Annotated in this window: 24 protein-coding genes and 1 pseudogene; 18 read left to right on the top strand and 7 right to left on the bottom strand. The window is 70.5% G+C overall.

What is annotated here, in order from left to right; all coding sequences use genetic code 11:
* Positions 1–54 precede the first annotated feature (54 nt).
* The 11 genes from QFZ75_RS00250 to QFZ75_RS00200 all read left to right on the top strand — a co-directional run bounded on the left by QFZ75_RS00250 (position 55) and on the right by QFZ75_RS00200 (position 11,347).
* Positions 55–2,253, top strand: coding sequence for a hypothetical protein (locus QFZ75_RS00250; RefSeq protein WP_307533066.1), 2,199 nt, complete (start codon positions 55–57; stop codon positions 2,251–2,253).
* Between the two features lie 119 nt (positions 2,254–2,372).
* Positions 2,373–2,855 (top strand): hypothetical protein, encoded by a 483-nt coding sequence (locus QFZ75_RS00245; RefSeq protein WP_307533064.1) that lies wholly within the window; start codon positions 2,373–2,375, stop codon positions 2,853–2,855.
* The gene (locus QFZ75_RS00240; RefSeq protein ID WP_307533063.1) at positions 2,852–3,160 is read left to right on the top strand and encodes a hypothetical protein; all 309 of its coding nucleotides are present in this window, start codon (positions 2,852–2,854) and stop codon (positions 3,158–3,160) included. Before QFZ75_RS00245 ends, QFZ75_RS00240 begins: the two co-directional genes overlap by 4 nt.
* Before the next feature lie 474 nt (positions 3,161–3,634).
* Positions 3,635–5,785 (top strand): ATP/GTP-binding protein, encoded by a 2,151-nt coding sequence (locus QFZ75_RS00235; RefSeq protein WP_307533061.1) that lies wholly within the window; start codon positions 3,635–3,637, stop codon positions 5,783–5,785.
* A 20-nt stretch (positions 5,786–5,805) separates the two neighbouring features.
* Positions 5,806–6,225: a conjugal transfer protein TraB gene (locus QFZ75_RS00230; RefSeq protein WP_307533059.1), complete on the top strand. Its 420-nt coding sequence runs from the start codon at positions 5,806–5,808 to the stop codon at positions 6,223–6,225.
* 101 nt (positions 6,226–6,326) lie between these two features.
* Entirely contained in the window at positions 6,327–8,462 is a 2,136-nt protein-coding gene (locus tag QFZ75_RS00225; protein WP_307533057.1) for a chromosome segregation protein ParM, read from the top strand.
* A 67-nt stretch (positions 8,463–8,529) separates the two neighbouring features.
* Complete coding sequence (locus QFZ75_RS00220) at positions 8,530–9,090, top strand: hypothetical protein (RefSeq protein ID WP_307533055.1); 561 nt, start codon at positions 8,530–8,532, stop codon at positions 9,088–9,090.
* A 137-nt stretch (positions 9,091–9,227) separates the two neighbouring features.
* Positions 9,228–9,479, top strand: coding sequence for a hypothetical protein (locus QFZ75_RS00215; protein WP_307533053.1), 252 nt, complete (start codon positions 9,228–9,230; stop codon positions 9,477–9,479).
* A 261-nt stretch (positions 9,480–9,740) separates the two neighbouring features.
* Positions 9,741–10,208 carry an RRQRL motif-containing zinc-binding protein gene (locus tag QFZ75_RS00210; RefSeq protein ID WP_307533051.1) on the top strand — a complete coding sequence of 156 codons (468 nt, stop codon included), beginning with the start codon at positions 9,741–9,743 and terminating at the stop codon, positions 10,206–10,208.
* Positions 10,209–10,224: 16 nt separating this feature from the next.
* Positions 10,225–10,704: a Pycsar system effector family protein gene (locus tag QFZ75_RS00205; RefSeq protein WP_307533050.1), complete on the top strand. Its 480-nt coding sequence runs from the start codon at positions 10,225–10,227 to the stop codon at positions 10,702–10,704.
* A gap of 112 nt (positions 10,705–10,816) precedes the next feature.
* On the top strand, positions 10,817–11,347 hold the full coding sequence (locus tag QFZ75_RS00200; protein ID WP_307533048.1) for a hypothetical protein: 531 nt from the start codon (positions 10,817–10,819) through the stop codon (positions 11,345–11,347).
* Positions 11,348–11,525: 178 nt separating this feature from the next.
* Here QFZ75_RS00200 and QFZ75_RS00195 read toward each other — a convergent pair.
* Positions 11,526–11,657, bottom strand: a pseudogene (locus QFZ75_RS00195) (excalibur calcium-binding domain-containing protein); the annotation flags it as partial.
* A gap of 614 nt (positions 11,658–12,271) precedes the next feature.
* Here QFZ75_RS00195 and QFZ75_RS00190 point away from each other — a divergent pair.
* From QFZ75_RS00190 to QFZ75_RS00180, 3 genes are read left to right on the top strand one after another with little or no spacing between them, the layout of a single operon-like run.
* Complete coding sequence (locus tag QFZ75_RS00190; protein WP_307533046.1) at positions 12,272–12,964, top strand: GGDEF domain-containing protein; 693 nt, start codon at positions 12,272–12,274, stop codon at positions 12,962–12,964.
* On the top strand, positions 12,961–13,242 hold the full coding sequence (locus QFZ75_RS00185) for a hypothetical protein (protein ID WP_307533044.1): 282 nt from the start codon (positions 12,961–12,963) through the stop codon (positions 13,240–13,242). Before QFZ75_RS00190 ends, QFZ75_RS00185 begins: the two co-directional genes overlap by 4 nt.
* Positions 13,243–13,302: 60 nt before the next feature.
* Positions 13,303–13,788 (top strand): WhiB family transcriptional regulator, encoded by a 486-nt coding sequence (locus QFZ75_RS00180; RefSeq protein ID WP_307533042.1) that lies wholly within the window; start codon positions 13,303–13,305, stop codon positions 13,786–13,788.
* A 189-nt stretch (positions 13,789–13,977) separates the two neighbouring features.
* On the opposite strand, the gene QFZ75_RS00175 is transcribed toward QFZ75_RS00180, so the two are convergent.
* Positions 13,978–14,118: a hypothetical protein gene (locus QFZ75_RS00175; protein ID WP_307533041.1), complete on the bottom strand. Its 141-nt coding sequence runs from the start codon at positions 14,116–14,118 to the stop codon at positions 13,978–13,980.
* A gap of 104 nt (positions 14,119–14,222) precedes the next feature.
* On the opposite strand from QFZ75_RS00175, the gene QFZ75_RS00170 reads away from it, so the two are divergent.
* From QFZ75_RS00170 to QFZ75_RS00155, 4 genes are all read left to right on the top strand, one after another.
* A complete protein-coding gene (locus QFZ75_RS00170; RefSeq protein ID WP_307533039.1) occupies positions 14,223–14,594 on the top strand; it encodes a hypothetical protein in 372 nt (123 codons plus the stop codon).
* 109 nt (positions 14,595–14,703) lie between these two features.
* Entirely contained in the window at positions 14,704–15,042 is a 339-nt protein-coding gene (locus QFZ75_RS40995; RefSeq protein WP_373465787.1) for a hypothetical protein, read from the top strand.
* A 226-nt stretch (positions 15,043–15,268) separates the two neighbouring features.
* Positions 15,269–16,144 carry a hypothetical protein gene (locus QFZ75_RS00160; RefSeq protein ID WP_307533035.1) on the top strand — a complete coding sequence of 292 codons (876 nt, stop codon included), beginning with the start codon at positions 15,269–15,271 and terminating at the stop codon, positions 16,142–16,144.
* Between the two features lie 372 nt (positions 16,145–16,516).
* Positions 16,517–16,879 carry a hypothetical protein gene (locus QFZ75_RS00155; RefSeq protein ID WP_307533033.1) on the top strand — a complete coding sequence of 121 codons (363 nt, stop codon included), beginning with the start codon at positions 16,517–16,519 and terminating at the stop codon, positions 16,877–16,879.
* Positions 16,880–16,940: 61 nt separating this feature from the next.
* Here the strand turns inward: QFZ75_RS00155 and QFZ75_RS00150 are convergent, their stop codons facing one another.
* The 5 genes from QFZ75_RS00150 to QFZ75_RS00130 form a co-directional block, all read right to left on the bottom strand.
* Entirely contained in the window at positions 16,941–17,093 is a 153-nt protein-coding gene (locus QFZ75_RS00150) for a hypothetical protein (protein WP_307533031.1), read from the bottom strand.
* A 104-nt stretch (positions 17,094–17,197) separates the two neighbouring features.
* Positions 17,198–18,442 (bottom strand): pentapeptide repeat-containing protein, encoded by a 1,245-nt coding sequence (locus tag QFZ75_RS00145; RefSeq protein WP_307533029.1) that lies wholly within the window; start codon positions 18,440–18,442, stop codon positions 17,198–17,200.
* 318 nt (positions 18,443–18,760) lie between these two features.
* The gene (locus QFZ75_RS00140) at positions 18,761–19,693 is read right to left on the bottom strand and encodes a hypothetical protein (RefSeq protein WP_307533027.1); all 933 of its coding nucleotides are present in this window, start codon (positions 19,691–19,693) and stop codon (positions 18,761–18,763) included.
* Positions 19,690–20,490, bottom strand: coding sequence for a ParA family protein (locus tag QFZ75_RS00135; RefSeq protein ID WP_307533025.1), 801 nt, complete (start codon positions 20,488–20,490; stop codon positions 19,690–19,692). The genes QFZ75_RS00140 and QFZ75_RS00135 overlap by 4 nt, the downstream gene beginning before the upstream one ends.
* Before the next feature lie 84 nt (positions 20,491–20,574).
* Complete coding sequence (locus tag QFZ75_RS00130; RefSeq protein ID WP_307533024.1) at positions 20,575–21,153, bottom strand: DUF1524 domain-containing protein; 579 nt, start codon at positions 21,151–21,153, stop codon at positions 20,575–20,577.
* Positions 21,154–21,351 lie beyond the last annotated feature (198 nt).

The following is a 21,351-nucleotide window of genomic DNA, read 5'->3' as shown; positions in this document are numbered from 1 at the left end:
CGGCCCCGGCCTTATCGGTGCGGGACCGCGCGCCGATCTGGAAGGACCGCCGCCGTGGCCGCCACCCGAACCCGCAGCAAGCGGGCCCCCGCCCGCAAGAAGCCGACCACCCCGCCTCCGGCCGCTTCCGCTGCCGCCCCGGCCCCTGTCGCCGAACCGGCCGGCCACGACGTCACCACCCCCGAGGTCCCGGCCTCGTTCACGGACGCCCGGGACCGGGCCGCGGACGTCGTCGACCTCGTCCGCGAGCAGGCCGCCGTCCTGCAGACGCAGGCCGAACACGATGCGGCGCGCACCATCGCCGACACCCACGACCAGGTCACCGCGCTGCTGTCCCAGGCGCAGACGCGCGCCGCGGGCATCACCGCCGACGCCGACCAGGACGCCGCCGCCCGCCGCGCGCGGGCCGACGAGCACCTGGCGGCCGCGCGGGGTGAGGCCGACCAGCTGCTGGCCGACGCCCGTGAACGCGCCGCGGCTCTGCTTGCCGAGGCCCGTGTGCGGGTGGCTGAGTTGACCGAGCTGGCCGCCGCCGACCACCAGGCCACCGGCCGCGCGGTCGCCGAACTGCGCCGCCTCGCGGAAACCGACCTCGCCGACCTCGCTGCTCTGGTCGACCGGCGGCGCACCGAGGCCGGCGCCATCCTGTCCCGCGCCCGCGAGGAGGCCGACCTCCTGGTGGCCGCCGCGCGCGGCGAGGTCGAGCAGGCACGTGAGCGGGCCGGCCAGCTGTCCCGCACCGCGGCCGCCGCCTACGACGCCCGCCGCGCGGAAGCCGAGACCCTCTACACCGACACCCTCGCCGCGGCCGATGCCCGCCGGCGCGAGGCCGACCAGGCCGTCGCCGCCGCGCAGAGCGAAGCCGAAGAAGCCCGCACCACACTGCGCGAGCAGCTGCGCGAGATGGGCGAGGCCTTCGACCGCCAGGCCGCCGACAAGCGCGCCGCCCTGGACGCCGACCTGGTCAAGCTGCGCGCCGCGTGCGAGCAGCAGCGCGAGCGGATCACCCGCGAGGCCGCCCCCCTCGCCGCGTCCCTGAAAGGAGCCGCGCAGACGGAGGCCGCGCGGATCGTCAGCGACGCGGAGAAGAAGGCCAAGGGCATCACTGAACGGGCGCAGGCCGATGAGGCCCGGGCCCGCCGGCTGCTGGACGAAGCCCGCGAGGCCAAGAAGGCCAACTCGCGCTGGCACGGCTGGCAGAGCAGGGTCGGCCGCAAGGCATGGACGCTCGCACCGTGGGTCGCGCTCGCGGCCGGCGTCGGGCTCGCCGCGTCCGGTGAGTACTCGCTGGCCACCATGGTCGGCATCAGCCCCTACGTCGCCCCGCTGCTGCCGGTGTCGCTGGACATCTACTGCATCACCGCCTTCCGCGCCAAGAGGGACATCCCCTACGCGCTCGCGCTGATGGCGTCCGCGAACGTGATCTACCACCTGTGCGAGCAGGCCCACGTCGTCAAGGAAGGACAGGCGGCGCCGTGGCAGCTGACCACGTTCGTCGTGCTGATCTTCGTGGCCGTCATCTGGCGCGTCCACGCACTCATGCACGGAACCGGTACGGACGGACACGACGGTACGGACACGGCGCCCGGTACGCACGGGCGTACCGGTACGGACAACGGAAACGGAACGCCCGCCCGTACAGGTACACCCCGCCGTACAGACGGTACGCACGCCACATCGTCCACCCGTACAGGGTCCGCCGGAGGCGACCTGTACGCCGCGCACGACTCGGTACGGCCGGGCGGGACGGGCACCGGACACGACGGCAGGGACCCTGTACGCGCCGCCTCCCACCCGCCGCACGACAGCGACACGAATGCGGCGGCGACCAGGGCGAACAGTGGGCGTACAGGCGGCGTACATACCGCCCCTGACGGGGGCTCGCGTACAGGTACACCGGCTGCCAGGCGTACAGGTACGGCCGGTGCGGCTGTACAGGGGCGTACCGGTTCGGTCAGCGCCCGTACACAGTCCGGCCGTACCGGCGTACCGACGGCCCGTACAGGTACGGCCGCCGCACCCTCTCCCGCAACCGGAACCGCCGGTACGGCGGGCGCGGACCGTACCGGTACGGCTGTACGGACGGACGCCGAACTGCTGCCGCTCGTACAGGACCTGCCGCGCGACGCGGACGGCTTCGTCACCCTCTACCAGGCCCGCACCAAGCTCAGCGTCAACCAGCCCCGCGCGATCCGGCTGCTGAAGGAGGCCGGCCTGCTGCGCCCCGAGGACGCGGACAAGTACCTCGGCTGATCCACCGTCCGGCACACATCAGTGAAGGCCAGCAGCCCAATCGACGTGGGCTGCTGGCCTTCGCTGCGACTGCCGGAAGCAGTCACAGAACCCCCAGTACACCAGGAGGAATCCCCACCGTGAACAGCACCGACCCGACTCACTCGCCGCTGCGCGATGTCGCTGCGTCCCCGGCGGCCACCGCCCACTACCTGGCCAACGTCCAGCGGGTCCTGCTGGACATCAGCAAGAACCTGGAGACCCTCGCCCACGAGACCCGCGTGCATCTGCGCGACACCCACGTGGACGGGGACCGCTGGTACCACGCCCGGCTGCGCGCCCGGCCCGTCGAAACGGCCCTCGGGGACGTCCTCAAAAGCCTGAACAGCCTGACGGAGGGTCTGGAAAAGACTGCTTACAAGCGCCGCGCGCACGACGAGAAAGTCGTGAATACGACGCGGGAAAGGAAAGCGAAAGTGCTGGAAAAGGAGCGTAAGAAGCACCCGCAGATTCCGGCCGCCCCGAATTATGCTCCGCAGGAGGGTGGACAGCAGGCGCCGGGTGCTGGTTACAGTGCTCCGGGGTCGATTTACGACCTCGGGCAGCGCCGGGAATCCGCGTGAATCGCCCCCTGAGCAGTGTGGAACGCTCCATTCGCGGGCGTAACACCTGGCTGCAGGAAGAAGAACGCAAAGCGATCGAATCCCGTGGTGAAACGGGCCGGATGGAATTTTGGCTCCGCGTCACCCGGTCCCGGATCGCCAAGGACGTCAAAGCCGGGCGCACGGACGTCATCGCCGGATTCACCAGCGTGTGCCGCCTGTTCCGGCTCGCGGTCGACAAGCGGGCCGAAGGCGATGCTCGGCTGTGGAACCACCTCATGCAGTACGCGCAGCAGGTGCTGGACCAGCACGGCCCGCGTCACTGAACGTCACCAGCGAAGGCCCCGCCGGGCTCCGGCGGGGCCTCGCGCGCGTAAAGCGTGCACACGTGCACGTGCACACGCGTGCACACAAGAGATCACGTTCTGTCAAGCCCTCTTGGAGGGAGGTGCACCGTGTCCGACACCGACAACGACTCCCGCACCAACCTGGTCCGCGGCCCCTGGAGCGGTGATTCCTCATACGCCCCGCCCCCCACCCCCGACTTCGCCGACACCCTTCCCCCGGCAGACGAAAACCCCGACGCGCCGCCGGAATCGCCGGAAGAAACCACCATGGAACTCCCCGCGATTCCGGCCGCGCCCGACCCCCGCTCGTCTCTTCGGTCGGAAGGCGTAACGGCCCCCAATCCGCAGTCCGACAGTTCCGAGGAAGGAGAGAGTGCATATCAGCAGTCCCGCTCTCTCGCTGACCGCCTCGGTGACTGGCTCGAATACCGGATCGAACTCGCCCGGTCCCGCATGGAAGGCGATTCGGCATTTCGTGAGGCGGAAATCGCGCGGAAAGTCGCCCTGCTGGAAGCGCAGACCGAGCGGGAAACCGGACTGCTGGAAGCGCAGAACAAACTGCGCCAGGCCCAGACGAAGGCGAAGGCGGACCGTACGGCGGCGCGCGGTAAATCCGACGCGTCGGCGGCCGGCTTCGGCGCGGACAAGGGCCGCGGCAAGGGCTCCGGCGGTGGCCGCTCCGGCGGCTCCGGCTCCGGTGGCGGCCGCGGTCCGGGTTCGGGTTCGGGTGGTGACGCAGGGCGCGGGTCCGGCAGTAGCCGCACCGGTGGGGGCGGGGCGAAGAACTCCCCGAACAGCGCCGGAAAGGGCGCTGATCGCTCTTCTGGTGGCCGTAGGAATCCCGGCGCCAAGAACGAGTCCGCCGCCGGTCCCAAGGGCCGTCAGAACCGCTCTGACGGCGCCGGTAAGGGCCAGCGAAACGGTTCCGGAAAGGACAGCGGAGGCAGCTCCGGCAAGGGCAACGGCTCCGGCTCCGGCTCCGGGAAGGAGTCAGGCAAGGGCGGTGCGAAGGACAACGGCCGCAAGGACCGCAAGCAGTCCCCGCCGGCTGATGCCCGCTCCGAGCGGTCCCGTGGTCGCCAGGAGCGGGCCGCGGCCCGCCAGGCGGCCCGTCAGCAGCACCGCGGCGCCAACCAGGCCGCCCACCTCGCGGACCGCAGCAAGGACCGCGACCAGGCCCGCGCCGACAAGCAGGCTGCGCGGGAGCGGAAAGCGGAGCGGAAGGCCGCGCGCAGGGACAAGCAGACCGTCGCCAAGCGCACGGGGCCGGAGCGCATCACCCTGGGCAGGGCCGTCGCCGACACCGTGCAGGAGCGCTGGGACAGGCGCCGCGCCGCTGCCGAGGACAAGAAGACCAAGGCCAAGGACAAGGACGACAAGGGCAGGAAGAACGAGGACAGCAAGAAGAACGACGGCAGCGAAGGCAAGGACAAGGACGCCGGCGCCAAGGAGGCGCCCAAGGACACCGCTGGTGACTGGTCCGAGGGCGACGCCGACCAGCTGCGCAAACGCATCGCGGAGGAACGGGCCCGCCGCGCCGCCCAGGCCGCCAAGGACGGATCCGAGAAAGACAACAAGGGCGGATCCGGCAAGGACGCCAAGGACGGAGCCGACGACCCGCACTGGTTCTCCGAGGACGACCAGGAAACGCGCGACCGGTTTGCCGAGGCACAGGCCCGCCGCCGGGCCGCGGAAGCCGAAGCCGCGAAGGACCAGGCCGCGAAGGGCGATGCCGGCGCCGTGCCGGGCAAGGACGGCGCGGCGACATCTGACGCTGATGCCGCCAAACCCGACGCCTCCACGAAGGACAGCGGCGCTGACACGGGCGGGTCCGACGGCAGCTCCGATGTCTGGGACGACTGGACGTATGACCACGTCCACCGCTTCGCCCAGACACGCGAGCGGGAGCAAGCGGTGCGGGAGGAAACCCGGCGCGCGGAGGAAGCCCGGCAGGCGGAGGAAACCGCGGCGCGGGCATGGCAGGACACCGCCACCGGTACCCCCACCCCCGATTTCCCGGGCCGTCCTGCCCGGCCGCCCAAGCGGCCTGAGCAGCACGACGACATCCACGACGGGGATTTCAGGGAGGCGGCAGAGGGGTGGGCGCTTCCGCCCGCGCCACAGCAGCACACCTCGCGTCCTGGAACCACCCGACCCCACCCCATAGAAGGAGACGGCGTGTCCGAGCCCGTCCGTACCCCGTCCGCGGCGGGCGGCCTGGCCGCCCAGCACCAGACGGACATCACCTTCGACGAGTACCTGATGCGCATGGCGCGCATCGCCCTGAAGGCAGCCTCCAACCAGGAGCGCGCGGAAGCCCTGATGCAGGTACTGGGCAGGGTCGCCGACGCGCTGCGGGACATGGCCGCCGACCTGGTCGGTGACCACAACATCTCCACCGACGTCACCAACCTGATCACGGACCTCGCCGACTCCGCGGACCGCATGAAGCAGCAGGCGCAGCGGTGCGCGCAGCAGTGCGCGCTGGCGAATGAGTCCGCCCGCCTGGCCGCGGTTCAGGTCGCCCGCGTGTACGGCCAGGACATGGCCGCCAAGGAAGACGCCGGCCTCACCTACACATCCGCCGCCGCCCACCACGACTGACCTCGAAGGGACATCTGCCGATGAGCAGTGAACTCGAGCCCCGCGCCAACAGCGGATCACCCGCCCCGGCCGATGGCGACAACCGCTACAAGGCCGTCCAGCGCAAGCTGCTGGATCTGAGCCGGGCGCTGGACGACGCCACCTTCGAACTCGCATCCCTGCGGCGCAGCATGAAGTCCAACGCCGGCCAGACCGAGGACACCGCCCGCGACATCGCCGACGCCGACCTGGACGTGCGGTTCGTGGAGCTGACGAACCTGGTTGCGGTCTCCCTGGGAGGCGCCGCGGTGGAGGTGCGCAAGCTGCACGACAGCGCGCAGGAGACCGCTGAACTTGCCCATGTGACCCTGCGCTCCCACGAGCAGCTGTACGGGGCGCTGGACGACATCCGTTCCAACCGGCGGGAGAAGACGCCCAAGCCCGCGTTCTTCAACCGCTGACCCCAGCTCACCCCTCCCCCACCACACCCTCTTACGGCGGCCCCGCGACCTTCGCGGGGCCGCCCGTCCTGCTTCCCCTGCTCCCGAAGGAGACCCTCGCCGTGTCCACGCCGCGCAGTGTCGCGCTCGAACGCCTCGCCTACACGCTCGCCGCGCCCGTGCTGGCCGTGGCCCCCAACATCACCCCCGACAGTCCCGTCAACCAGGTCGTGCAGCTGGCCGGCGCCGCCGGGGTCGGCGGCTGGTTCCTCGCCTGCCGCGACGGCGGGCAGGGCTCCGGCCGCAAGATCCTGCGCTGGTCCCCGCTCGTGCTCGCCGCCGCGGTCGACGTCGCCGCCAAGTCGACGACCGGGTGGGGGCCGTGGTGGCTGGACGGCCTGCTCGCCGCCTCATGGGCGGCCGCCGGCCTGGTCGTGCTGCCGTTCTCCCGGCACGCCCGCACCCGCCACCGCCCCGCCCTCGGTATCCCCGCCGCGCAGCTGCAGCCCGCCCCGACGGGACCGCCCCCGGCACCGGACGGCGCGGACCTGCTCACCCGCGACGCCCGGCTGCTGTGGGAGGCCGCGGGGATGCCCGCCCGCACCCACATCGTCAGTGCCACCCGCCACCCCCACATGCAGCACGACCTCACCATCGTGCTGCGCGCCTCGGAGACCGGGCGGCCTATCACCGGCCTGACCGAGGCGATCGTGGGCGCTGCATTCGGTGTCTCTGCGCATGACGTCACTCTCGCGGAGGTGGCGATCCAGCCCGGCCGCAAGGGCGGGCCCGGCTGGATGGAAGCCCACATCACCCCGGACGCCAATCAGCGGCGCCGCAAGAAGCCGACCGATCAGGAACGCTGGACGGACAAGGTCGCCGGACCCAAGGGCGGCGCGCCCGGCTCGGTCCTGGTCCACAAGAGCCGTGACACGGTGCGCGGGGTGACGTTCTACCGGGCGAAGATGGCCGACCCCACGGAGACGCCGCGCATCGACCTGAGCAAGGTCTGCCGCGGGCTGGAACTGCCTGAGGACGACTCGTGCGTGTTCGTCCTCATCGACGGCACCGAGTTCCTGATCAGCGCCTTCGACAAGCCGCCGCTGTCGCAGATCTTCACTGCCACCCGCGAGCTGCTGACCCCGGACGCCAAGGGCATGTACGTGTGCGGGTTCACCATCACCGGCCAGCCGGTCAAGACCATGGTGTACCAGCACGACAAGAACGCCGCCGCCCACGGCCTGATCCTCGGGGTCAGCCGCTCGGGCAAGACGCAGTACTTCGCGATCAACATGGCCGCTCAGTCCCTCAACGGCCAGGTGGTGTGGCTGTCCACCGTCCGCAAGGACGAAAAGACCACCGTGCTGGGCAAGTACATCGACCGCCAGGGCTCGAATGCCCTGTGGATGGCCCGCCAGCTGCGCGCGGCGAACGCCCTGTGCGAGATCCGCGCGGAGATGCCCTGGCCGCACGACGGCCAGCCGCACGACTACAAGCCCGGCGATGCACGCTGCCCCTACCGGCAGCTGAACATCTACGCGGATGAATTCATGACCGCAGCCCAGGACGCCCTGTTCGGCGAGTTCATCCAAAAAGACGGCGACGACCTGACCGTCACCGGCCTGAAGTACGGCATCGGCTTCAACCCCGCCGGACAGTCCCCGTTCGCGCACAACGGGTTCTCCACCGAGATGAAGGACAACCTGCGCCAGAACAGCCGGCCCATCACCTTCAACATGGGATCCCCCGGCGCCACCCGCAAGGCCGTCGAAGGCACCATGGAAAACGCCTTCGACGTGCCGACCATCCCGGCCCGCTACTCCCGCCAGGAGGGATCCGCGATCGAGCGGGCCATGAAGGGCGAAGCCGCCCCGGAGAACGGCGTCTCCACCGGCGGCGTCGCGGTCATGGTCCTGGACAACGGCCGCGCCGTGCTCATGCGGTCGCTGTACGCGGACTTCGACACCGACCTCGCCGGCCTGTTCCCCGACGAGGTCAACCGGCTCACCGACCACGAAATCCGGGAGCTGGAAAAGCGCGGCCTGTGGTTCGACTGGAACGAACCGGTGCGGCCCGGCGAGTTCTGGCCTGCCAAGAAGGACGACGACGAGGGCGAGAGCGACAGCGAGGACCGGCCCCGCCGACGCGGTGCGAGCGGCGGCAAACGGCGTATCAAGTCCGGCGGCCGCCGTGCCGAACCACAGGTCACCTCACCCCGCCAGGCACTCGAAGCGATCAAGAACCTCACCAACACCTGACCCCGACCCGCTCGCGCGCCGCGCCCCGACCTCCCCGGGGCGCGGCGCCCTGCATTTGGGAGCTCCCGTGACCGCGCCAGCGTCCCTGTCCCCCACCATTCCCGGGCCCACGACGACCGCCGGCCCCGCCCGCGACACCGCCCTGAGCCTGGAGGCGCGGCTGGCGGCCACGGACGCGGCGATGACCGTACGGCTGGACGAAGCCAAGGTCGCCTACGAGGTCAACACCGCCCGCCCCGACACGGTCGTCGACCTGGCCGACGTCGTCACCGTCCCGCTCACCCCCACCCTCCAACCCACCCCGGCCCCGGCCGACGACCTCTCGCCCGTCGGCGTCGCCGGGCTCCTCGAGCGCGCCCACCACCGCATGCAGACCAGCGGATGGTGCGCGGGCTCCCTCACCGACGAGAACGGCGCGGTCTGCCTGCTCGGAGCCATCCGCAAAGAAGCCGGCGGCAACCGCGGCCTGGAAGCCGACGCCGCGGCGGTGGTGCTGGACGCGATCCGCCGCCAGTTCGGCGACGACGTCGACTCCGTGCCCGCCTTCAACGACGCCCACGGCAGCGACCGCGCCCCGATGCGCATCCTCGCCGACGCCGCCCGCCTGGCCGACACCCGCGGCCTGTAAAGCGCCCACACCCCACTCCCCGCCCCGACCCCATGCAACGACGTCGGCGGCGCATCCGTAGTGCCCCGCACAGCCACATCCGCGAGCGCCGCGACCGACCAGGACGCGGCGCGACTTCGATGCGAACGGAAACCCTGATGAAGAAGAAGCTGCAGCCCAACGAGTTGTGGACCGGCACCTACCACGGCCGCCACGACGGACGCTCCGTCACGGTCACCGCCACCCGCGACGACACCCGCCCCGAGCCCTACGCCTGGACGTGCACCTGCGGTGCCTCCCAGACCTTCCCCGCCGAGGACGGCGTGGACCGCACCGCCTGGCGGCACACCCACCCCACCCTCTGGGACCAGGTGCGCCAGCGCATCACCCGGCTGCTCCCCACCCGCTGAGACCTGACGCCCTGCCCGGCCCTCGCCCGCCCCACACACGGGGGCGAGGGCCGGACAGGCCGCCTGGCCGAACGCACCACCTGCTGCGCCCCGCCGACACCAGCACCACATCGGCGGGGCGCAGCGCTGTCCCCGACGCCCGGAGGAACTGCCCATGCTCATTCCCCGCCCGCGCCGCCGGATCGGCCGGCCCCGCCCCTTTCGCCCGGGCCCCCGCTACCCGCACCGCCCCGCCCGGCTGCCCGGCTCCTGGATCCGGTGATGCGCCAGCACACGCGTCCTCGCGGCTGCCCGCAGATACGCACACCCCGCGGGGCCGCCGGGCTGCCGGAGTACGACCGCGGCCGCGACTGTCCCGACCACCTCCTCACCCGCCGCCAGCTTCGGGAGCGCAACGTCAGCCCCGGCCGGGGCGGTGTGGTGGGCATCCTGCGCTGCACGCGCTGCCGCTACACCCCGCAGTGGTCCTGCCTGCCCGGGCACCGCGGCCGCGCCTGGCTCTACGACGTCCACCTGGCCCGGCCCAAGCGGGTGCCGACGCTCGCTCAGGAGTGGGCGCTGGACCGGGCGATGGCCGCCAGGTCCACCTGTCCCCTCTGCCGTCGCCGGTACATGTTCTGTCTTCCGCTGCGCACCCTCGGCAGCTGCCTGGAATGCGCGGAGGGCATCCCCGCCGACCCGGCCACCTACACCCTCCCGGCCAGCCCCGCCCACTACCTCGCCGCCTGACTCAAGGAGAGCCGCCATGGCCCTGCCCGCCCTGACCCTTCCCGACCACTCCAGCGCCCACACCGACCGCAACCTGGACGCGGCCTGCGCCCACGTCAGCATGGAGATCGCCCGCACCGACGGAAAATCCAGCCTGCTGCTCGCGTTCACCGGCGCGGTCCTGGCCGGCCTCGCCTCGCTCGCAGGCCAACCGCTGCCCCTCTTCACACAGGCCTGCGTCATGGCGGCCGTCCTGGCACTGATGGCGGCCTCCGTGCTGCTGCTCATGGTCGTGCGCCCCCGGTTACACGGTGGCGGCCCGGAGTCGTTCCCGGCCTGGGCACGCATGAGCGAAACCGACATCCGCGAGGTGCTGCACGGCGACATCCGCGCCGCCCGCATCCGCATCCTGTCCACGATCGCCGTGCGCAAGTTCGGCCACCTGCAGTGGGCGGTCGACCTGATCCTCACCGCCCTCACCCTGCTCCTGCTCGCCGTGATCGGCGCCCTGGTCTGACGCTCCTGCGCCGGGCCCCGCACCCTCGCCGACATCCCGGCGGCCGGTGCGGGGCCCGGCGCAGGACCGGACAGCCCGGCCCGAGCACGACCTGCCCCGGACAGGAGAGCCGATGACCCACACCCTGAACACTCCGGCCTGCCCGTACGAGCCGGACTCCCCGCTGGCACACCTGATGGAGATCGCCGCCGCAGCGGTCGGCGAGGCGTCCGAGGACGAAGAGCGCGACGCAGCCGAGACGACGGCCGCACACCTGATCTTCAACACGTACACGTACACACTCGAACAGGCCGTCGACCCCGACATCTGGCACGGCTACCCGTCCGTGCGCGAGCGCGGAACCCGCCGCTTGGAGTCCGCTGCGGTGGCGTCCTTGGGCGGGGGCCTGTGGCTGCACCACACGCTGCGCATCTCGGAGTCCGACGGGGCGAGCGACGTACTGACGCTGATCGCGCCGTGCACCTGCGGGCGCGGCTACACCGACATCGTCCTCGACACGGAAGAGCACCTCATCGACATCCTCGCGGAGCTCCGGCCAACCCACGGCCGCTCCCCGCACGACCCGCTCACGCCGGACTGCCACAGCATCCAGCCGGTACCCGCGCTGAGCGGATGGCCCCGGGGCGCCCGCAGCATCGACTAAGAGGCAGGCCGGCCACCCCGGGGAATCGCTCCCGTCCCCGTCACAAGACGCAAGCACCTTCCAGCATGCCCGACCGCAGGTCAGGCCGGAAACCAAAAGATCCAAAAGCAAGAAGGTGCACCAGTCCTGAACAGCCGAGGCGCGCCTTTCAGCTACGGCGGGTGAAAACAACCGCTCTTCACTGCCCGAAGTACGGTTCGCAGGCCACCCCGTCGCCATCGCGGTCCAGGTGCGGTCCATAGCCGGGATCCCCCTGGTACACCGGGGCTGCGCCGGCGTCTCGAGCCGCGTCGCAATTCTCGTAGTACACATCCGCAGTCGGCGGTGGCTCTTCACGACTCGGCTCCGCCGTGGTCTCCTCGCGACCTGGTTCCGTGACCGTTGTGTCGGATTCCGCAGGACGTGAGGGAGGCGTGACGGCTGGGCTGCTCGGCACCGACTCGGAAGGTGTCTCCACGGCAGTTACGTCGCCGGTGGGCGTGGGCGTTCGGGTGGGGCCGTCAGAGGTGGCCGGTTCTGAGGACACAGCGGGAGTGCTGGACGGGACAGGCATCTGAGGCTCGTCCTCCCCCGCGCCGCATGCGCTGAGGATGCCACCCAGAGCGAGGAACAGCACAAGGAGACCCACAACGGCGGCGATGACAGCCGTGACGATCCGGCCGAACAGTCCCATGGCGGCCCACCGCCGCCGCGCGCGCCATACCCGCCCCCGCTTTGGCTGCCTGCCGGTGCTGGCCATGGCCACTCCTATGGAACCGCGTCAACAGCTCACCTCAGTGCAGCACGCGTCTTCACCAAGCGCACGATGACCTTGTCCCTCTGATCACACCTACACAGCAAGAGGCGCACCCCCTACGCCGTGGAAAGCCGGGGTGCGCCTCTCTCGTACCCGCCCCCGCGAGGGGGCGAGATCTGGAGACCATCATGCCCGGATCCGCAGTCTTACGGCTGCCGACCCGCACATTCGCTCTCGCCGCGGCTGCCGTGCCGCTCGCCCTGGCCGCCGTCGTCGACGACGTGAGGGTGCGCCGCCAGCTGCACACCGCCCGCCGCGACCCCCTCACCGGCCTGCCCGGCCGCGACCTCCTGATGGAGCGCATCGACCGCACCCGCCGTGAGGCGCTGCACGTGCTGGTCGCCGACGCCGACGGACTCAAGGCCGTCAACGACAGCCTCGGGCACGCGGCCGGCGACGTGCTGATCGCCGCGATCGGCCGCCGACTGAGCGTGTGGGCGGCTGCCCGCAGCGGGCTCGCCGCGCGCCTGGGCGGTGACGAGTTCGGCGTTGCACTGCTGCTGCCCCCGGCCGTAGCGGTCCGCGAGGTCCTCGCCCTGCGCGAGGTTCTGGCGCAGCCCGTCCCGTACGACGGGCAGCTGCTGCGCGACCCTGCCGGGCAGATCGTGCGCCCGGTGGTGTCCATCGGTATCGCCCGCGCCGCCGACCTGCCGGACGCGGCTGGCGCCTCAAGGCTTTTGCGGGGCGCGGACATGGCGATGTACCGCGTCAAGAGCGGCCAGGAGCCGCTCGGCTACATGGCGACCCGCCAGGACGCGTATGCGCCCGCAGTCCACGGACGCCGCCCCGGCCGCCCCGGCACCCACCTGCCGCTCGGATGAAGGCCCGGGCCCGCAAGAAACCGCTGTGGGAGCCGGGCCTGATCCCCGCACCCGGCGAACTCCTGGACTGGCGCGACGCCCGACACTTCGAGCGCTGGCAGGACCTGCCCTGTGTGCTGTGCGGGCGGGACACCCCGATGCGCTCTCACCACGGCGAGCCCGTCCACAAGGTCTGCGCGGAGAACTGGATCACAGCCGATCCGGTGAAAGCCCGCCAGGGCCGGTTCGCCTCCGACGTGCAGCCCAAGCGCGGCAAGGCCTACGGCGACCACGCCTGAGGCCGCGTCGTCCCTCCGCTCTTCCCTCTTCTTCGACCACTGTGCAAGGAGAGCTCATCCATGCGCACGAACGCATCCATCTTCGAGGCCGATCCCCGCATCCCCTTCCCCCACGCCAACACGACGCTGGCCTGCCGCGTCGATCCGGCGCTGTTCGTCCACGAGTACGGCCACCACAGCAGCAAGGCCGCGCAGGAACGCATCGAGGGCGCCCGCGCGGCGTGCCGCCGCTGCCCGATCGCGGCCGGCTGCCTCAAATGGGCGCTCGCCAATCCGGAGCTGACCCCCACCGGCATCTGGGCTGCAACCATCCCCCGCGAGCGCAAGGTGCTGCGCCGTCGCCTGCAGGAGCGCCACGGACTCGACTGGGTCGGTGTCGTCGCCGCGGCCGACCGCGCCCGCGCCCTGCGCAACCAGTCCCGGCCGTCGGCCCCCGACCCGGCCCCGGCCGCGAGCGCCATGTGGGCCCGCCCGTACGAGCCATGGCGCGAGCCCCGCACCCCCGACCGGCAGCAGCGCAACCGCGAACTCCTCAACCAGACCTGAGCCCAGGTCTGCACCCCGATGCGGCCCGGGGCAGCTGTCGACTTCGCGTCCGGCTGCCCCGGCTGCCCTCCCCATTGATCTGACGTGGGGCGTGCACGGGGGGCAAAGCTGCACGCCCCACTGCCCCCGCCCCGGGGGTGACGGAGGTTCCACGAGATGACCACGAACGGTGCCGGGGCGACAAGCCACTTACCGGCACTCCTGCGCATCGCCGAAGACGAACTGCAGCACCTGCGCGGCCAGTTGGCCGCCACCGCCGCCTTCATCCACGACCCCGCCCACGACCTGTCCGCCCGCCAGGCGCTCGCGCAGCTGCTGAAGCTGCCCCACCCGGCCCCCGCACCCGTCGGCCGCGCCGAACGTGCGGCCCACCCCGTGCCCGAACCCGCATCACCAGCCGCCCCGCACCACCGCCCTCGAGGAAGGACCGCCCCATGCCCGCCGTCGACCAGCTCATCGGCCCCGAGCGCACCGCCCGCGTCATCAACCCCCTCGTACGCGAGCTGATGCGCGAAGACCTGCTGCCCGAGGCGACCGCGTACCAGATCGTCTGCGAGGGCGTCCTGGCCGGCGACCCGTGGTGGCTGGCCGAACCCGGCCAGGCCTGGCAGCGCAGGGCCGACGCCGATCCCGCCTGTGGCCCGCAGCTGCTGTTCATCGCCCACCGAGACCGCGACCAGCTCAGTGTCGAACTCGAAGACGACGACGCGACGCGCATGCACCTGCCGCTGTGCACGCTCACCTCCTACGAGCTGACGTCGTGGTGGTGGATGCGCGACGACGACAACCCCCGTCCCACGTCCTAACCCCCGCTGCACACCTCACCGCCCGGGTGGGGCCGCCCACACCCACGGGCGGCCCCACCCGGGCCCGACCCCTTCATCACCGAGCAGGAGGCTTCCTTGCACACTCCGGCTGATCTCATTCGGCTACCTGCACCTGCCCACCGGCCCGGACAACTCCCCCGTCCCGCCCGCCGCGGACCGGATCGAAGACGTCCGCGACTGCCTGCGCGACCCGGCCGCCGCCCGCGACATCCTCGACCTCGACGGCCTCAACCCCCGTGTCCAGGACGTTGTCCTCGCCACGCCCGGCGCCCGCGAACTGTTCGCCAACCTCACCCACTACGCGACGCTGCCCGCCGGCCCCCGCCGCATCGCCATTGGGTGCGCAGGCGGGAAGCGCAGAGTCGTTGACCGGACTACGGAAGGACACGCCGGGCGGGTACGCATCGCCCGCTGGTCTAGTCGGTAGACGTTGCGCACCCCGACGACGAAGGAGCGCAACGGAGTTGAACGAGCAATCCCGTGACGTCCGCGCCATCCATCTCCCGAGCTGAGGGCGGGTGGCAACGGACCCAGGTGTCGTGCGCGGCGGCGGCCCGGAGGTGTGGGCCCGTAAGTCGCGGTTGGGCCTTGCGTTCCGACCAGCTTGCGCAATGTGCTGACGCCCGAGCTGGAGGTGGGCATTCTTTTGATCTATGCCGACGACCGATGCAGAACAGCAGCCCGCTCCGGACAAAGGGCCCGCAACCAAGGTTCTCGCATGGTTGGACGCGGTCATTCTCGTATGTACTGGCCTGGTGATCTTCTCGTCGCCCGCCGTAGTGCTCACCGCTGATCACACTGGGTCCATACCGGTTGGTGCGGCGCTTGGTATCGGCTCGGTCGTGGCGGCAAGCTTCGCTGTCGGGATTCGGTCATCGCTCCAGAGGCGCGCAGAGCGCCAGACCGTGGGCGAGAGCCGTCAGCGGCTGACTCGCGCGGAGAGCCGTTTGGAGACTGCTCTCCGTGGTGACGCTAAGTTCCACTTCAACGCGTCGACCGGTCGGTTTGAAGTGGTCTCGGGCCCCCGCTCGGAGCAGGGTCAGCAGCATAACGATGAGGCTGTCGCTCGCGCTCAGCGTGCGCTGACATTGGCAGAGTTGTGGGAGACCACACACGCACGACTGGGCTTGTATCACGACATCGCGACCGGGCAGGCGAAGGTGTCTTTCCGGAACGCGCAGGTATCGATGGTGATCGGGTTTGTGCTGCTGGTGTTCTTCGTTCTTCTCGCGCTGAATGCAAGCACGACGGCGGGTGTGATCGTCGCCGGTGGGTTGGGGGCAGTGTCGGCGGCCCTGGCCGGGTTCGTGAGCAAAACGTTCATCAGATCTCAGGAGGCGGCTGCGACTCACCTCCGCTCGTACTTCGATCAGCCGTTGGAGCTGTCGCGGTATCTGGCTGCGGAGCGGCTGATCTCGGGCGGCGATCTGTCGCAGGAGCAGCGCGCTGAGGTGCTGTCGGCTCTCGTGCAAGCCATGGTCGCTCCCCCGGCCCCGCCGACGGCCGGGGGCCCTGCTGCTGGGCAGTAGGCGAGCGCTTGGCCGAACAGGGAGGGCGGGCGTGCGCAGGGACACGAATCGGCCGTCTCATCCAGTCCGGTCAAGTCGAAGTCTGGCGCGGCCCCGCACGCTCGCGTCAGTCGCACCACCCCGGTGTGCGAGCCCCACCCGACACCGTGACGGAGACCCTCGCCTTGGTCGCCACCGGACCCGGTAGTCCAGTAAAGGGCATCCGCGCTCACCGAACTCCTTGCGCAACAAGTCCGCGCCCGCGGTGTCCAGGCCGACGTCGACTACCTGCACGTCCATCTGCCGCGCGTCCTTTGAAGTACAGCAGGGGCGCTGGATACCCCGGATGATCCCCACCCCTCTACTGATGTCCGCCGTCCACGAAGGGACCCCGTGCGTCAGCACACCTCCGACGACACCACTGACCCGGTCGGCTCCCGCCCGCCGATCGTCGTCCTGTGCGGATCGACCCGCTACTGGGAGCAGATCGCCGAAGCCGCCCTGTACGAGACCGCGGCCGGCCGCATCGTCCTCGCCCCCGGCTGCAACCTCAAGCAGCCCCACCCCCTATGGGCGCAACCCGCGCAAGCCGAGCGCCTCAAGCAGCTCCTGGACGGCCTCCACCTGTGGAAGATCGACCTCGCCGACGACGTCCTGGTCGTCAACCCGCACGGCTACATCGGTGAGAGCACGAGCCGTGAAATCGCCTACGCCCGCAGCCTCGGCAAACCCATCCGCTACACCCACCCCGCCTGACACGAGCACAGCGAAGCGCCCTTCCCACGGGAGAGGGGCGCTTTTTTGCGTTTCGGGCCGCTCACATCTTCAGGACCAGCATCAGCGCCGTGAACGCCGCCAGGGCCACCCCGAGCACCGGCAGGAGCGCGGGTGCGACCACCACGGCGACGCCGGCCACAGCGGCGCCGATGGCAGCCACCGTGATGATCAAGGTGCGGTCGTTGGACGGCATGGATGTCTCCTCAGTCTCCAGGAAAAGGTGTCCCCTCCGGACACCCCGCACTGTCGGGGAGGCGGGGGGTAGCCGCGCAACTGCCTTCTGCGGCCGGGCTGTCGCTAGGAAGCCCCTTCAGGCAGCCAGGCCACAGCAAGAGAAACCGTTGCCGGCACGGGAACGCCAACAGCAGAGAGAAGTCCTTCGGGAGCCGGGCCTGTCACACCTCTGAAGTGCACCGTGCTGCCAGAGAACACTGCTCCCCGGAAGTTCACTGTGCCGCCGGAGAACACCGCGTCGCGAAAGTGGACCGTCCCGCTGGAGAACACTGCCCCGCGAAAGTACACCGCGCCGCCAGGGAACATCGCGTCGCGGAAGTGCACCGCGCTACCGGAGAACACGACATCGCTGAAGTGCACCACACCGCTGGAGAAGATGGCGTCGCTGAAGTGCACCGTGCCGCCGGAAAAGGCTGCCCCGCTGAAGTACACCGTGCCGCCGGAGAACATCGCGTCGCTGAAGTACACCGCGCTGCCGGAGAACGTCGCCCCGCTGAAGTACACCGCGCTGCCAGAAAATACCGCTCCGCTGAAGTGGATCGTGCCGTCGGAGAACACTGCATGGTTGAGGTGCAGCGCGCCGCTAGGGAACATCGCTCCGCTGAAGTTCAGCGTGCCGCCGGAGAAGACCGCGCCGCTGAGGTCCATGTCGCAGTCGATGGTGACGCCGCTGAGGTCGAGGTCGCAGCCCTGCCAGGATCGGTGGGTTCCGGCGGGGCGCCGGTAGTGGTCGCTGATGATGTGCAGGATCGTGTGCCGCACTTTGCGCAGGGCTAGATAGTGGTGGTGCTTCTCCTGGTGCGTCGGGCTGCTGTCGCCGGGATCAGGAGTGAAGGGGAGTTGGAGATAGGCGCACAGCACGTCGATGCAGGTCTGGCGGAGGTGTTGTGTAGGGGCATCGTCGGCCAGGCCTGCTAAGGCGTGGACGCCGCCAAGTCGGACTGCGGGCGAGTCTGATCCGAGCTTGTCGACGGCTTGGGAGAAGCGTTCGGCGTGCAAGCGGGTGGCTTCACGGTGGGCGCCGGCCTCGTCGACGCGCTGACGACGGTAGGCGACGACCAGGGCGACGAGCGCGCCGGCCCCGGCGACCACGCCGAAGGAAAGTTTCACCAGGTCGAAGAGCGTGCTGGCGTCGAGGTCAGCACTGGTGTCGATCTCTTTGAAGCCGAGCAGGATCACCAGCCCGTAGAAGATGCCTCCGGAGATCATGACTGCAGCGGCGAAGGTCCAGGTCAGTGCCCGGCCGACCCTCCATAGCCGCAACTCCCGATCGTTCGAGGTCGGCTGTGACCTCCGATTGGCTGCCATGACAATGAAGACAGGGCGCGGAAGCCGGTGGTTGCGGAGAGCGCCAGAGCCCGTTGCGCGTGCCGGGCTGCGGATCCTCCCACGCGCCCTGAAACGAGGCCGCTCCCCCTGCGAGCTCCGCCGATGGCTTCGTGGCTGCGCACATCCCGTCGGGCAGGGGCTGCTCGGCGCACGTGGCAGGGGCCGCAGCATCCCGGCTTGCCGGAGACCTGCGGCCCTCTGCTGTGCAGTCCGATGTCGCGCCAACACGCCAGGTCAGAATTTCTGACCTGGCGCTCCAGGGTCGGCCTCGAGGTCAGAATTTCTGACCTGGTCCTCTTAAGCGCCCGCGGTCCCCTCGGCAAACGCGACGGCGCGCTGAGCCGCCGTCAGCCGCTTCGCGACGCGCTGCAGCTCGGCCTCCAGCTCTGTCACGCTTGCATGCGCTGCTGCAGGGTCGGCGTCCACGGCAGCCCGCACCGCGGCCGGCGCCAGTGCCGGGTACACCCGCTCCTTGAGCGAAGTGATCGCGCGTTCCAGGGACGCAATCGCGGTGGCAGGTGCGGAAGGCGCCGCCGACGACGGCGAGGCTCCCGACCGCTTCTCCTGCTGATGCGGGATGGGCGGTCCGGTCAGTTCCTTTGCGATCGAGGCGAGCAGGGAGGCGGTCGGCCGCTTCAGGCCCTGCTGCGTGGCCTGGGCCACGCCCTCGGTCATCACGACCTGCGCTGCGTCCAGGCCCTGCGTGGCGATGACGTCCGCCATCACCTTGCGTGCCGAGGCGCGCGTGAGGTGCTGCGTCAGATCAGGTCCCAGCTCGCTGACGGCCCGGATGCGCGCTGCGTCATTCAGCAGCTCGAACACGTACTTCGGCTGGATACCCAGCACGCCCGCTGCCCACAGCGAGAAGTTGTTCTCGCCGGCCACCACGTGGAGCTCGCGCTCCCGGGCCACTTCCAGGAGGACCGCCTTGTTCAGGACGATGAAGTCTTCGGCGCGCTTGCCTGCGTCGTCGATTTCCAAGAGCCGGTCGGTGACGTACGCCAGCTGTTCTTCGGGGGTGCCCTGGATGTCATCGGCAGAAAGAACCCGCGCCCCGGAGAAGGCGCTGCTGGCCGCCGCGAGAACAGGAAGCGCGTCGGAGCTCTGCTGCGAGCTGGCGCTCTCCGCTGCGTGGCTCTGCAGCTCGGCAGGCACCGCCGGATCGACGGCCGCGTCGGCCGCCTTCCGCAGCCGGCTCGTGCCCGCCTTGATCAGTTTGTTGTTGCTCACTCCGCTACTCCTGCTGCGATGAGAATCCGGTCGTAGGCGTCCGTGAGAGCCTGCGCCTCACGGCCGGGTGCATCGGTGATGGGCACGCACGCGAAACGAGTCTGCTGGCGCACCGAGTGCCGGGGGATCACCAGGTCGTCGCGGTACAGCGGCCCGTACTCGTCGGCGAGGAACTCCCCTATGGCGTCCTTGAGGGTGCTGCGCCCGCCCGGCACTATCGACGGCACGATCCCCACCACCCGCAAGTCGGGGTTCATCCCCAGGTCCTTGACGAGTTTGATCGTGTTGAGGGCTTCCTTCGCCCCGATGCGCCCGTCTTCGTCGAGCGTGGCAGGGATGATCACGTCGGAGGCGGCGACCAGCGCCGACGTGACGAGTTTGCCGCCGGCCCGGGGCGGCAGGTCCAGGATGCCGACCGCGCCGGGTCCGACGACACCCTTCAAGCCGAGCCGGAGCCGGAACTCCAGGCCGACCGCCACGTTGTCAGTCTCCCGGTTGGCGAGCGCCCGCTCTGCTGCGATGACCTGCACGCCGGACCAGGCGTCCGAGGCGGGAACGAACGCATCGGCAGCCAGGCCAGTCTCGCCCTGAGGATCCAGCGCGAGCAGGTCGTTCATGGAGAACGCTGGCGCTTCCTCGGCAGAGATGCCCAGCTCCGCGCTGAACGTCCCCCGCGGATCGAGGTCGCCCGCGATGACATCGAGCTTCCGTTTCCGTGCAGCCGCGACCAGACCTGCGGACAGGGCACTCTTGCCCACGCCGCCCTTCTCGCTGTACACCGCCAGCACTCTGCTCATGTCAGAACCTTCATCAGTCGATACGCCCGATTCACGGGCGAAGCGTATCGACAGGGAGCCGCTTGACTAGAGGGCGACTGGCACTTACGGCGCACTGTGCGTCCGAGTCCAGGCGTCAGCAAGGTTATGAACGCGAGGCGCGAGCGCTGCCGGATCCGGCAGGTGCGGTTCGGCCGGGTCCTGGTCGCTCTTGGAGCGGTTGCTGCGCGCGGTGACCGCCACCAGGGAGCGCTGCGCGTCGAGGTCGTTGGCGTAGGCCTCGCGCCGGGCCGGTGTCCAGGTGTGGGCGCCGGAGTCCCAGGCTTCGGCGAGAGGCACCATGTGGTCGATGTCCAGCCCGCCCGGCGCGGTGAGGGTGACACCGTCGTAGTAGGAGTACCACTCGCCTGCCGTCACCTTGCAACCTGCTTCGATGATCGGCTCGGTGCGGGATTCGGCGATGAGGACTTCGGCGCGAGTGGAGCAGCCGTCGCGGTCGGCGTCCACCCAGTGCTTGAAGCTGCTGCGCTGGTAGCCGTCGCGGGATTCGGCTGCCGATGGCAGCAGGTGCACGGCCTGGGCCAGCGGCAGGGTTTCCGCCCGAGCCTCGTGCGCGGCAGCGGGTGCGCTGGTGAGGGGGAAGGCGAACAGGAGGGCGGCAGCGGCCGCGATCTTCGAGAGCATGAGTTCTTGCTATCGGCACACGGCCGCGGCCCGCCCGGCTTTCGGCCGCCCGTCATCCGGGAGAGGGTATTGGTCGTACCGCGCGGCGGGCCGTGTCCCAAGGGGGTTGTCGGGCCAGGGCTCGCCGCCAGAATGCCGCGGGCTGCGGCAGGCCGTGCAGGTTGCCGGTCACCTGCACGACCTGTGGGAGTGCGGTGG

Source organism: Streptomyces sp. V3I8 (genome assembly GCF_030817535.1).
Taxonomy (GTDB): domain Bacteria; phylum Actinomycetota; class Actinomycetes; order Streptomycetales; family Streptomycetaceae; genus Streptomyces.
The sequence above is the reverse complement of the archived record's forward strand: the minus strand, read 5'-3'. Positions and strand labels throughout refer to the sequence as shown.

Coding starts and splice junctions, on each gene's coding strand:
- QFZ75_RS00235 (WP_307533061.1), top strand. CDS start 3,635: ATGGAAGGCGATTCGGCATTTCGTGAGGCGGAAATCGCGCGGAAAGTC.
- QFZ75_RS00230 (WP_307533059.1), top strand. CDS start 5,806: ATGAGCAGTGAACTCGAGCCCCGCGCCAACAGCGGATCACCCGCCCCG.
- QFZ75_RS00215 (WP_307533053.1), top strand. CDS start 9,228: ATGAAGAAGAAGCTGCAGCCCAACGAGTTGTGGACCGGCACCTACCAC.
- QFZ75_RS00210 (WP_307533051.1), top strand. CDS start 9,741: ATGCGCCAGCACACGCGTCCTCGCGGCTGCCCGCAGATACGCACACCC.
- QFZ75_RS00205 (WP_307533050.1), top strand. CDS start 10,225: ATGGCCCTGCCCGCCCTGACCCTTCCCGACCACTCCAGCGCCCACACC.
- QFZ75_RS00200 (WP_307533048.1), top strand. CDS start 10,817: ATGACCCACACCCTGAACACTCCGGCCTGCCCGTACGAGCCGGACTCC.
- QFZ75_RS00190 (WP_307533046.1), top strand. CDS start 12,272: ATGCCCGGATCCGCAGTCTTACGGCTGCCGACCCGCACATTCGCTCTC.
- QFZ75_RS00185 (WP_307533044.1), top strand. CDS start 12,961: ATGAAGGCCCGGGCCCGCAAGAAACCGCTGTGGGAGCCGGGCCTGATC.
- QFZ75_RS00180 (WP_307533042.1), top strand. CDS start 13,303: ATGCGCACGAACGCATCCATCTTCGAGGCCGATCCCCGCATCCCCTTC.
- QFZ75_RS00170 (WP_307533039.1), top strand. CDS start 14,223: ATGCCCGCCGTCGACCAGCTCATCGGCCCCGAGCGCACCGCCCGCGTC.
- QFZ75_RS00160 (WP_307533035.1), top strand. CDS start 15,269: ATGCCGACGACCGATGCAGAACAGCAGCCCGCTCCGGACAAAGGGCCC.
- QFZ75_RS00150 (WP_307533031.1), bottom strand. CDS start 17,093: ATGCCGTCCAACGACCGCACCTTGATCATCACGGTGGCTGCCATCGGC.
- QFZ75_RS00145 (WP_307533029.1), bottom strand. CDS start 18,442: ATGGCAGCCAATCGGAGGTCACAGCCGACCTCGAACGATCGGGAGTTG.
- QFZ75_RS00135 (WP_307533025.1), bottom strand. CDS start 20,490: ATGAGCAGAGTGCTGGCGGTGTACAGCGAGAAGGGCGGCGTGGGCAAG.
- QFZ75_RS00130 (WP_307533024.1), bottom strand. CDS start 21,153: ATGCTCTCGAAGATCGCGGCCGCTGCCGCCCTCCTGTTCGCCTTCCCC.